Below are 11,512 nucleotides of genomic sequence, written 5' to 3'. Positions count from 1 at the left end.
TTCGCTACAAATCATCTAAGCAGGGTAAAGTGCCTCATAATCCGCCACACTGCGAAATAATCATTCAATTTTCACCTTAAATTCAATTAGTTATTGGAATTAAATTTTTTCACCCGCTGCCACATTTCTTCCATCTCATCCAATGTCGCCGTTTCCAGTGACAAGCCTTTGTCAGTGATCAATCTTTCGACGTGACGAAAACGGTTTTCGAATTTCTGACAAGCTTTTTGCAACGCTATTTCCGGTTTATGCCCCAAATGGCGGGATAGATTGACCACCGAAAACAGCAAATCTCCCAGCTCTTCTTCCAGCCGGCCTTGATCAACTACCGCCTGTTTCGCTTCGTCCATCACTTCATCAATTTCTTCATAGACTTTGTCCAGCACAGGGCCAAGGGTATCCCAGTCAAAGCCGACCGAAGCGCAGCGTTTCTGGATTTTATAGGCTTTCATCAATGCCGGCAGGCTAACCGGGATATCATCCAGCACCGAATGCTGGTTTTTCTCCGCCCTTTCTGCCGTCTTGCGTTGTTCCCAACTGCCTAGCGCCTCTTCACTGTTGATACCGGCTTGTTGATTGAAAATATGAGGATGGCGGCGTTCCAGCTTGTCACACACGGCCTCACAAATATCATCGAAATCAAACTGTTGTTGCTCTTGAGCCATCTGGGCATAAAACACGATATGAAACAGCAGATCCCCCAATTCTTCTTTCAGGGCATTCGCATCATTGCGTTCAATCGCATCGAGCACTTCATAGGTTTCTTCCAGCGTATAAGGGGCTATCGTCGCACAGGTTTGTACTTTGTCCCAAGGACAGCCGTTCTGGGGATGGCGCAACTGCGCCATAATCCCCTTAAGTCGTTCAATCGAGACAGGTTTCATTTTATCCATGTTTGCTGAGTTACCGTGAATTACCGTGCAGGCGTCTGGCTTCAATGACATCAGACAACTGATTGAGCTTCGCCAATACCCGCCCAAGCACCTGCAAGTTATAAATCTCAATGTTCATATCAATGGTCGCAAGCTGTTGCTTAACGTCACTGCGGCTGCTGACGCCCAACACATTGACTTTTTCATTGGCGAGGATCGTCGTGATGTCACGCAATAAGCCACTGCGATCATTGGCGAGAACCCGTACCACCAGTGAATAGCCGCTGGAATAACTCTCTCCCCAGACGGCATCGACGATCCGTTCCGGTGAGCTGGCTTCGAGTTCCGCCAACTGATCACAATCCGCACTGTGGATGGAGATCCCGCGCCCGCGGGTGATAAACCCAATAATCTCATCACCGGGGATGGGCTGGCAGCAACGGGCAAGGTGGTGCATTAAGTTACCGACCCCTTCGACGACCACCCGGCCATTATCTTTGCTGGTATTGCGCGGTGTATAGGTCTTGCTCTCCAGATTGCGAAGCGCTTCGCGATCTTCTTCTTCTGCCGTCGTTTTGTTGAACTTGCCTTGCAGGAAATTCACTAACTGGTGGATGCGGATATCACCGACGCCAATGCCGGCCAGCACTTCTTCCAACGTATGGACGTTATAACGGGCGATCAGCGCTTTCTCGGCTTCTTTGACCGTGATCCCCAAATGCGTCAATTCATTGTCCAGCATCTGACGGCCGGCAATGATATTTTTGTCCCGATCTTGCTTGCGGAACCAGTTGTGGATTTTCGCGCGTCCACGGCTGGTCGTCACATAGCCAAGGTTAGGATTCAACCAGTCACGGCTGGGATTCGGGTGTTTCTGGGTAATAATTTCAATCTGATCACCCATCTGGAGCTGATAACTGAACGGGACAATGCGTCCGCCGATTTTTGCCCCAATGCAGCGATGGCCGACATCACTGTGAATGTGATAGGCAAAATCCAGCGGGGTGGAGCCAATCGGCAAATCAATGACATCCCCTTTTGGCGTAAAGACATAAACGCGGTCATCAAACACCTGACTGCGCACTTCATCCAGCATTTCGCCGCTGTCTGACATCTCCTCCTGCCATGCGATCAATTTCCGCAACCAGGCAATGCGGCTTTCATAACTGCCGGATTTACCACCACCAATCGCCGTGCCTTCTTTGTATTTCCAATGCGCCGCGACACCAAGTTCGGCATCATCATGCATCTGGCGGGTACGGATCTGGATTTCCAGCGTTTTTCCATTCGGCCCCAAAACGACGGTATGGATGGATTGATAGCCATTCGGTTTCGGGTTAGCCACGTAATCGTCGAATTCATCCGGCAAATGACGATAGTGAGTATGCACTATCCCCAGTGCGGCGTAGCAATCCTGCAAACGCTCGACCACAATCCGCACAGCACGCACGTCAAATAATTCATCAAAAGACAGGGCTTTCTTCTGCATTTTGCGCCAGATGCTGTAGATATGTTTCGGCCGCCCGTAGATTTCAGCGCTGATCCCTTCTTTCAGCATGTACTTGCGCATTGTTGTCACGAATTTCTCGATATATTGTTCACGATCAATCCGGCGCTCATGCAGCAAGTTGGCAATTTTCTTATACTCATCAGGATGCAGATAACGGAAACAGAAATCTTCCAGTTCCCATTTTAACTGCCCAATACCCAGCCGATTGGCGAGCGGCGCATAGATATTGGAACACTCTTTGGCCGCCAGCACCCGCTCATCTTCACTGGCATCTTTCACTTCCCGCAAGTGGGCAATACGTTCCGCCAGCTTGATTACCACGCAGCGAAAATCTTCCACCATCGCCAACAGCATCCGGCGAACATTATCAACCTGTGTCGAACACGTCGAGCCGGTATGCGTGGCTTTCAGTTGGCGAATGGCATCCATTTCCAACACACCATGCACTAAGTTCGTGATGGCCTTGCCAAAGGTTTCGGTCACAGTTTCGCTATCGAGTAGTTTGGCATTAAGGATGGGAAAAAGCAGCGCAGCCCGCATACTGTCATTATCCATGCTCAATGTGGACAGGATCTCCACCATTTCCACACCGCGCCACAGCAACAGTTCCGCATTGGGATGACCCTGGACTTTTTCGTGACAATATCGCCAGGTTTCAACCAATTTTTCATTGGATTGTGGGTTAGTAATGTTTAAACTCGCGATCCACTTATTGACAGCAAATTCACCTGCCGGTGTGAGATGCGCACTTCTTACCGCAACCATAATTTCTCCCTACTCGATATCCATTGGCTCGCTGCAAAACAGAGCCATAGATTCCAGATGGCCGGTGTGCGGAAACATATCCAGCATCCGCACACTGACAAGATGATAACCCGCCTCCAGCAAGACCTTGCTGTCCCGTGCGAGTGTTGTGGGGTTACAGGAAACGTAAACCACTTTTTCGGGGGCTAACTTTACAATATGAGCCATAACACCCGCCGCGCCAGCGCGAGCGGGGTCCAGCAACACTTTATTGAACCCTTGTGCGGCCCAAGGTTGCCGGTGAATCTCCGCTTCCAGATTTGCATGAAAAAAATCGACGTTATGAAGTTGATTCAGCCGGGCGTTATATTGCCCACTCGCCACCAGCTCAGCAACCCCTTCCACGCCAACGACCGCCTGAACTTTAGCCGCTATCGGCAAGGTAAAATTTCCCATGCCACAAAACAGATCCAGTACCCGGTCCGTGGGTTGCAAATCCAGCCACGCCAACGCCTGTGTGACCATTTGTTGGTTCACCCCATCATTGACCTGAATAAAATCTTGTGGACTGAACACCAGTTTCAATCCATCCACCTGATACCACGGTGCGGCTTGCTCTGCCATCAATGGTTCAAGGGATTTCTCATCACCCAATAAATAAATCGCCACCTGGTGTTGCAGCGAAAAAGTGCGCAAGGTTTGCTTATCTTCGTGCTTAAGCGGATCAAGGTGGCGTAACACGACTAATGGGCCACTCTCCGCCAAGACCAGCTCCACATGTCCCAGTCTTTTCACCGCCTGCAAACGATTCAGGCACTGGTGCAACGGTTGCAATAATTGTTCCAATTCAGGACGCATCACCGGGCAGTGTTTAATATTCACCAAATCGTTGGTCTGGCTCTGGCGAAATCCCATCAATAATGTGCGTTGCTTGGCGTGATATTGCAGGCCCAATCTGGCCCTGCGCCGATAGCCATATTCCGGGCTGTGGATGATGGGATGTGCACTAATGCGAATCCCGGTTTCCCGCTGGATCAGGTGTTCCAATACACTGGCCTTGGTATTCACTTGCAGCTCAGTGGCAACATGCTGCTGCTGGCATCCGCCACACACGTTAAAGTGTGGGCAGTGAGGTGCGACACGATGCGGGCTATCTGATAGCCTTTTCACTATCCTGGCTTTCGCAAACTGGCGTTTTTCCTCTGTCAGTTGGATCTGTGCCTGCTCACCCGGCAATAACCCTGAAATAAAGATCGTTTTTCCCTGATGACGGGCAATACCTTGCCCTTGTGCATCAAGGTTATCTGCGGTAACGGAAATAATGCCTCGGTTTACGGAGCGACGGTTTGGGGAGTAAAATTGCACCATGATTCTGACTGACTTTGAAAAATTGAGTTCTGATTTTCCCACAATGGACGCCTATGACCAAATATAGCCTACGCACCCGTATGATGAGCCTGATATTGGTTCCTGTTTTACTGGTCGGAACGCTGGTGAGTATATCATTTATCTCATATCGCTATTATGAGTTGAAGAGCCTGATCGTCCGCAGTGGGATCAGCATTATTGAACCCTTATCCATCGCCAGCGAAGTGGGCATTAATCTGGACAATCACCCGCGGGTTGATTCATTGCTCAACAACCTGCATAACCGGAACTCTGAAATTGTCAGAGCCATTGCGATCTTTGATAAAGATAACAAATTATTCGATATTTCGAATGACAAATATGATGTGAATCGGTTGAGGCTCACCGCCAACGAATCCATGCCCACCACGTTGTCCAAGACGGAATACGGTAACAGTATCATTTTAAGGATGCCGATTACCTCAGAAATGTCTTCTTCCTATAATTGGCAGGACGCTGCTAACGGGACTTTACCCGTGACGCCATCCATTGGCTACATTGCTATTGATTTGGACTTACGTGCTGCTCAACTTCAGCAATATAAGGAAATTGCTACCTCTATCATTCTGTTGATTTTATGTCTGGGCGGCACCGCCCTGTTTGCCCACGTGCTGGTACGTAAAGTCACCCAACCCCTGAACTGCATGGTGAAAGCCGTCGATCGCATCCGTCAGGGGCAACTGAACAGCCGGGTGACAGGGGCTATGCCCGGCGAATTGTCGGCGCTCCAGAATGGTATTAATACCGTGGCAGAATCGTTGTCAAAATACAAAGATGAGATGCAACTGCATATCGATCAAGCCACATCCGACCTGCAAATTACGATGGAACAGTTGGAAATTCAGAATGTTGAGCTGACTATCGCCAAAAAACGCGCACAGGAGGCGGTCAGGATCAAAACGGAATTTCTGGCGAATATGTCCCATGAATTACGCACACCGCTCAATGGAGTTATTGGCTTTACCCGCCAGATGTTAAAAACGCCGATTACTTCTCAACAGATGGAGTACCTGTATGTCATTGATCGCTCAGCCAATAACCTGCTGAAAATTATCAATGACATTCTGGATTTCTCCCGGCTGGAATCCAATAAACTGGTCTTGGATCAGGTGCCTTTTCTGTTAAGGGATACTGTCAATGAAGTGATTGAGCTGCTCACACCGGCCGCCAGTGTGAAAAATCTTCCCCTGCATCACCATATTGATGAGAAGTTACCCAATCTGATGATGGGTGATCCGATCCGCTTGCAGCAAATACTGACGAACCTAATTGGCAATGCGATTAAATTCACCGATAAAGGCCGTGTGACGCTGGATGTCAAATTACGCCAGCAGCAACACCATCTTATCCAGATCGATTTTACCGTGACCGATACTGGCATCGGTATCAAACCGGAATACCGTCCGATTCTGTTTCAGGCCTTCAATCAGGCCGATGCCAGTATTACCCGTCATTATGGGGGAACCGGGCTTGGATTGAGCATCACTAAGCGGCTGGTCAACGAAATGAAGGGAGAGATTGACTTTACGAGTGAGGTTGCCAAAGGAACGGTATTTTATTTTGATATCTGGCTGGAAAAAGAAGAGTATCCCTTCGCCTCCTTGCCGCAACCTCTGCCTATCTCTTCGGTATCAGCACGTTTACCTATGACGGTCATGGCGGTGGACGATAATCCCGCTAACCTGAAATTGATCGGGACGCTGTTGCATGAACTGGTTGAAAATACCTTGCTGTGCAGTAGTGGCATAGAAGCATTGGAAATCGCGCAGCAACATGCGCTGGATCTGATTTTGATGGATATCCAGATGGCGGATATGGACGGCATCCAGACGTCTGAACAGATCCAGCAGCTACCCCATCATCAAGAGACGCCTATTGTGGCGGTGACAGCCTTTGCCTGCCACGAGGCAAAGAGTGCCCCGTTTATCGGCTGCCTTGCCAAACCCTTGGATGAAAACGGCCTAAAAACATGGCTGAATCAATACTGCCGACAGAAAAAACCACAACCCATTGATTGGGATATGGCGTTAACGCAAACCGCCGGAAAAGTGCCATTGGCGCAGGAAATGCTGGAAATGCTGCTGCAATCTCTGCCCGATATGAAGGGTATGATTGAGCAAGCCTTAACCACCGACGGCGAAGCGACCCGCAAACACTTTCAGCATCATGTCCACCAATTGCACGGCAGTTGCTGTTATAACGGGGTTCCTAAACTGAAAGCCATTTGCGAATTCGTCGAAAAACAACTTCAACAAGGGATTGCTTTAGCCGATCTGGAACCAGAATTACTGGAATTCATCGACGAAATCAATCATGTTATGGCAGCTGCCCCTGATGTGCTCAGAGCAACCCAGTCCGTTACTTTGTGACCATAAACTTACGATATTCTTCATAAGCGTAATGATCCGTCATGCCACTGATATAGTCCTGAATAAGACGTGCCCGATAATAAAATTCGAGCACATCTTTTTCAGCTTCATTCGTGGCAACGATACTCCCCACGGCTTCGCCATAGGCCAGACGATGCTTACTTGAAAGTTTGTGCAGCAGGCGAGTTTCAATAAAGTATTCTTTGTGAAAATTATTCTGGTTCAGCGCCATGAAATCCTGCCGGGACAATGCCAGCAAGGGACTGTAGACATCCAGCAATCCAGTGATAATCCGGTATCCCTGTAATTCCAGCTCTTCCACTTCGGGGTGATTGAAAACCCGTTTATGTGTGACACTTTTCAAGGTTTTCAACAAACGGTGTTCATTGCCATGACCTTCTAACAAGGCGTGATTAAATGTACCCGTATAGATTTCGGCAAGGTGTTTAATAAACAATTTGGCAGTATAAGGCACCAATTTCCCGGTGATAAATACCCGTAAATACATGAAAAATTGTTCGTGGATATTACGACGCGCCTCGTTATTCGTTGTTTTCTTATAGGCTTGTATCACGGTCGATTCGAATAAATCCCCTTTCCGGTGTCCACCGTTTTCTTCCCACTCTTTTTTCAGGTATTCCACTAACTGCTCAACATTAAAAATGCCCTTTTCAACCGCATCATCTAAATCTGCAATGCAATAGGAGATATCATCGGCGGCTTCCATAATGTATGTCAGCGGGAAACGGCAGAAATCGCCCATTTGCAGCTCTTTTTTCAATTCACGGATAAAATTATCTTCCGACCAGTAATACCCTTTTTTCTTCATCAGGTAACTGAATTCAGCAGGGTTCTCTTCCAGTCGATAGGCTGGGCAGGTATATTTCAATATGCAGCCAATCTGGGCATAAGTGAGATTCAAACGCAGCAGATTATGCGCCAGGCGGATCGCCTGCGCATTCCCTTCAAACTGGCATAAATCCTTACGCAATTGCCGACGGAATAGATCTTGCTTCTCTTCCCCCGTCAGACGCAATGCCGCAACCTGACAAACATCCTGCCGACCTTCCGTTTTCGGCGAATAATCTGGGTCCAATCGGCGGGAGAACCAGTCTTTAATCGCGGCTTCCCCAAAATGCCCAAAGGGAGGATTGCCAATATCGTGCATCAGACAAGCCATCTCAACCAGACTTTCAAAAGCCGTCAAGCGATCACTTAACCCATATTTTCGCAATAAGTCTTGCTTTGCCAACTCCGCAATAATCGTTTTCGAGATATAGCGTCCGATCTGCTGCACTTCAAGCGAATGCGTCAACCGACTGCGTACTGCCGCGTTACGTTCCAGTGGAAATACCTGTGTTTTCTGTTGCAAGCGCCGAATGGCGGCTGAGTTGATGATCCGCCCCCGATCACTTTCAAATTGACGATTCACCGGCTCTTCATCATCCGGATGAATGGAAGATTTACTGAACTTGCGTTGGTAATTCAATTTCTGCTTAAAATCAATCTTAGACATTAATCCCCCACACCAGATCAAACGATTATTTAGCATTGGAATCTGCGGTAAATGGCTATTCAATGGTACACTTTTCGATTAAATCAGCCTTTTAATATAGGCTGCAATCCATCAATAACAAGCGAGTATGACACAATGAAAATAGGTGTAATAGGTGCAATGGAACAAGAAGTGACATTGCTGCGTGACCAAATTGAGGGTCTGCAAACATTGTCACGGGGCGGATGTGAAATCTACACCGGCAAGCTAAATGGCGTTGATATCGCCTTGTTGAAATCCGGTATTGGTAAAGTCGCCGCCGCACTTGGAACCACCTTATTGATTGAACATTGCCAGCCAGATATCGTGATTAACACCGGTTCAGCCGGTGGCCTTGATCCTAAGCTGAAAGTGGGGGATATCGTGGTTTCCGAAGAAGTTCGCTACCATGATGCCGATCTTACCGCTTTTGGCTATGAACTGGGTCAAATGGCGCAATGTCCTGCCTCATTTATGGCTGACGATACCTTGATCTCGCTGGCCGAAAAATGTATCCACTCCCTTAATCTGAACGCTGTTCGTGGTCTGGTTTGCAGCGGTGATGCCTTTATCAATGGTGCAGAGCCACTGGCACGCATTCGTGCCGCTTTCCCCAACGTTGCCGCAGTTGAAATGGAAGCCGCGGCCATTGGTCATGTCTGCCATCAATATCACTTACCTTTTGTGGTTGTGCGTGCGATTTCTGACGTTGCCGATCAAAAATCCCATATCAGTTTTGATGAATTTTTGGTTGTCGCGGCACGCGAATCGACACAAATGGTGAATGCCATGCTGACTGAACTCAGTAAACAGTAAGCCTGCGTTAACGTGGAGCATTAAGAATGAAATCATGGTTGAAAATCATTTTCCACCGATCCCTTTGGCTGGCATTTTCACTCTTTTGCTGTGGTTTCAGTGCTCCACTTTATGCGGCAGTTTCCCGTGTGATCAGCCTTGCGCCCTCAACAACCGAACTAGCGTATGCGGCGGGGCTAGGTGATCAACTTATCGCAGTTAGCGCTTACTCTGATTATCCGGAAGCTGCCAAAAAGCTAGAGCAAGTTGCTGACTGGCAAGGCATCAATGTTGAACGGATCATTGCCCTGAAACCTGATCTGATTCTGGCATGGCGTGGCGGTAATCCCCAGCGACCTCTGGAACAACTCGCTACATTGGGCATCAAGATTTTTTATTCTGATGTGCAGAAAGTAGACGATGTTGCCACAGAACTGGAACGACTGGCGGCTTTCAGCCCACATCCCGATATGGCGAAGGAATCAGCCGCCAGTATTCGCAATAAATTCAATCAATTAAAACAAAATTATGCCAACCTGAACCCTAAGCCTGTGTTCTTGCAGTTTGGCATGAATCCGATTTTTACTTCCTCCAGCCATACCCTCCAAAGTGAGATAGTTTCCGCCTGCGGCGGTAAAAATATTTTTGCTGGCAGTCTGGTTCCGTGGCCGCAGGTTAACCGTGAGCAAGTACTTACCCGCAAACCGGAAGTGATTGTCATGGGTGGAACAAAAGCGCAAAAACAGCAGGTTGCAGATTTCTGGCGACCCCAAATGAAGGTCAGTATTATCGCCCTGAACGATGACTGGTTTAGCCGTGCGGGGCCAAGAATTATTTTGGCGGCAGAACAACTTTGCCGGCAGTTAAACTAGCCCAATTCCCAATCAGAATAGCCATTAGCATCAATAATATCGTTAATCGTCGGGAATAGCCCTTATCACAGGCTTTGTGGATAAGTTTTTTCATTTGCTGGCATTCATTTTCAGGTATGAGTGCTATGATAGGCATTACTCAATTCGTATTAGGGTTTAGGATTTTTGACGATTGATCAGATCGCAAAAATCAGACTGAGTTCCCTCCAGGTGATCTACTCTTTTGAAAAAATATTGACTTAAATTGACCGAAGTCAGATGGTAATCAGAAATTATTTTTAACAAAATATTAAGTCGAAAGGAAATAGATTATGAATGATTTTTTTGCATTTCATCAAATTTACTATAGAACTAGCTTAGAAAAAAATAAAATAATTAATAACTGCTCTTTTAAGACTGGATGTGGTTTTTGCAGCGGCATTTCACTCTATCTATTTAAAAAAATAATAAATGAAACATGTAAATGTATTCCCTCCTCATCACCTCATCATTGCGATTACCTTGCAGGTGAAAGAAGTTTTAAATTCCCATCACTCCGAGAAGTATTTGACATAGCAAAAAAACATTCAGAAATAATCTATAACCGTGGACTAAATGCACTATCGAGAGAATATTTTCAATTTAACATCAATATGATTTTTCTGCAGAAAAAAACATGTGGAAATTGCTTACCCGGTTATGTTTTTGAGGAGAATCTGCATCCTGATGAAGGTTGTGCTTTAGTATTATTAGGTGTTATGGATTATAAAAAGACCCAAACAATCCATATGGGATCATTGTTTCATAATAATTACAATGAGTTAATGTCTTCTCCAGATAGGGAATCGGTGAACCATGTAGGATTTGCTTTTTGGAATAAGGAAAGTTTATTTGTATTTGACCCAAACACCGGAGGGAAATTGGAAGGTATCACGAAATTTACAATAGAAAAAATAGAAATTGCTATAAATAGCATGTACTTCCGAATAAATAGTCCCGCACGAATCCGGATCCTCCTTTATTATTTTCCAGATTTTAGTGATGATAACATGAAATATGTGAACAATATTATTGAACAAATGTGAGTAAGTAAATCAACGAAATCATTTGTATTTTTGTTATAATGGCGGACATGCTAATAAACCCACTGACTGCTTCTACTCATGAAACTGAGCCGCTGACTCATTGCCGACGTTCTGTCCCCAGGGCACTGAATTACACAGACAACAGTCTGTTTTATCAGACCGTCTCAGGCAATATCACGCGAAATGACGTGATTGATTTTTTAGAGCAGGTGGCCAAACAAGGGGACAACCGCCTGACATTTTTAGTGCTGGATAATGCCCGCACACTCCATCATCACATTGAGACAAAAAGAGAAGTGGAGTGGTTACGTGAGCATAATCTGTTTTTACTTTACCTTCCGACGT

General features: G+C 46.7%; 9 protein-coding genes and 1 pseudogene. 5 read left to right on the top strand and 5 right to left on the bottom strand.

Going from position 1 to position 11,512, the window contains the following annotated elements; all coding sequences use genetic code 11:
• Nucleotides 1-86: 86 nt before the first annotated feature.
• Genes mazG through rlmD form a run of 3 tightly spaced genes read right to left on the bottom strand, consistent with a single transcriptional unit; the run spans nt 87 to nt 4,494 of the window.
• Entirely contained in the window at nt 87-893 is an 807-nt protein-coding gene (gene mazG, locus PSI15_RS11060; protein ID WP_273583585.1) for a nucleoside triphosphate pyrophosphohydrolase, read from the bottom strand.
• Nucleotides 894-903: 10 nt separating this feature from the next.
• Complete coding sequence (gene relA, locus PSI15_RS11055) at nt 904-3,147, bottom strand: GTP diphosphokinase (RefSeq protein WP_273583584.1); 2,244 nt, start codon at nt 3,145-3,147, stop codon at nt 904-906.
• A 9-nt stretch (nt 3,148-3,156) separates the two neighbouring features.
• Entirely contained in the window at nt 3,157-4,494 is a 1,338-nt protein-coding gene (rlmD, locus tag PSI15_RS11050) for a 23S rRNA (uracil(1939)-C(5))-methyltransferase RlmD (RefSeq protein WP_273583609.1), read from the bottom strand.
• A 53-nt stretch (nt 4,495-4,547) separates the two neighbouring features.
• On the opposite strand from rlmD, the gene PSI15_RS11045 reads away from it, so the two are divergent.
• A complete protein-coding gene (locus tag PSI15_RS11045; RefSeq protein ID WP_273583583.1) occupies nt 4,548-6,902 on the top strand; it encodes an ATP-binding protein in 2,355 nt (784 codons plus the stop codon).
• On the opposite strand, the gene dgt is transcribed toward PSI15_RS11045, so the two are convergent.
• Nucleotides 6,892-8,418: a dGTPase gene (dgt, locus tag PSI15_RS11040; RefSeq protein WP_273583582.1), complete on the bottom strand. Its 1,527-nt coding sequence runs from the start codon at nt 8,416-8,418 to the stop codon at nt 6,892-6,894. The genes PSI15_RS11045 and dgt overlap by 11 nt on opposite strands.
• A 135-nt stretch (nt 8,419-8,553) precedes the next feature.
• Between dgt and mtnN the strand changes: the two genes are divergently transcribed.
• Nucleotides 8,554-9,252 carry a 5'-methylthioadenosine/S-adenosylhomocysteine nucleosidase gene (mtnN, locus tag PSI15_RS11035; protein WP_273583580.1) on the top strand — a complete coding sequence of 233 codons (699 nt, stop codon included), beginning with the start codon at nt 8,554-8,556 and terminating at the stop codon, nt 9,250-9,252.
• A 26-nt stretch (nt 9,253-9,278) separates the two neighbouring features.
• Nucleotides 9,279-10,103, top strand: coding sequence for a vitamin B12 ABC transporter substrate-binding protein BtuF (gene btuF / locus PSI15_RS11030; protein ID WP_273583579.1), 825 nt, complete (start codon nt 9,279-9,281; stop codon nt 10,101-10,103).
• Nucleotides 10,104-10,128: 25 nt separating this feature from the next.
• Here btuF and PSI15_RS11025 read toward each other — a convergent pair.
• Nucleotides 10,129-10,239 (bottom strand): annotated as a pseudogene (locus PSI15_RS11025) (IS630 family transposase); the annotation flags it as partial.
• Nucleotides 10,240-10,414: 175 nt separating this feature from the next.
• Between PSI15_RS11025 and PSI15_RS11020 the strand changes: the two are divergent.
• Nucleotides 10,415-11,167 carry a hypothetical protein gene (locus PSI15_RS11020; protein ID WP_273583578.1) on the top strand — a complete coding sequence of 251 codons (753 nt, stop codon included), beginning with the start codon at nt 10,415-10,417 and terminating at the stop codon, nt 11,165-11,167.
• Between the two features lie 47 nt (nt 11,168-11,214).
• The coding region (locus tag PSI15_RS11015; RefSeq protein WP_273583577.1) for a transposase at nt 11,215-11,512 on the top strand (298 nt) is incomplete at its 3' end.

Source organism: Xenorhabdus sp. PR6a (genome assembly GCF_028599065.1).
Taxonomy (GTDB): Bacteria; Pseudomonadota; Gammaproteobacteria; order Enterobacterales; family Enterobacteriaceae; genus Xenorhabdus; species Xenorhabdus doucetiae.
The sequence above is the reverse complement of the archived record's forward strand: the minus strand, read 5'-3'. Positions and strand labels throughout refer to the sequence as shown.

Bases quoted from the DNA above. Each gene is read 5' to 3' on its own strand.
- btuF (WP_273583579.1), top strand. From the start codon at position 9,279: ATGAAATCATGGTTGAAAATCATTTTCCACCGATCCCTTTGGCTGGCA.
- mazG (WP_273583585.1), bottom strand. From the start codon at position 893: ATGGATAAAATGAAACCTGTCTCGATTGAACGACTTAAGGGGATTATG.
- relA (WP_273583584.1), bottom strand. From the start codon at position 3,147: ATGGTTGCGGTAAGAAGTGCGCATCTCACACCGGCAGGTGAATTTGCT.
- mtnN (WP_273583580.1), top strand. From the start codon at position 8,554: ATGAAAATAGGTGTAATAGGTGCAATGGAACAAGAAGTGACATTGCTG.
- PSI15_RS11045 (WP_273583583.1), top strand. From the start codon at position 4,548: ATGACCAAATATAGCCTACGCACCCGTATGATGAGCCTGATATTGGTT.
- dgt (WP_273583582.1), bottom strand. From the start codon at position 8,418: ATGTCTAAGATTGATTTTAAGCAGAAATTGAATTACCAACGCAAGTTC.
- PSI15_RS11020 (WP_273583578.1), top strand. From the start codon at position 10,415: ATGAATGATTTTTTTGCATTTCATCAAATTTACTATAGAACTAGCTTA.
- rlmD (WP_273583609.1), bottom strand. From the start codon at position 4,494: ATGGTGCAATTTTACTCCCCAAACCGTCGCTCCGTAAACCGAGGCATT.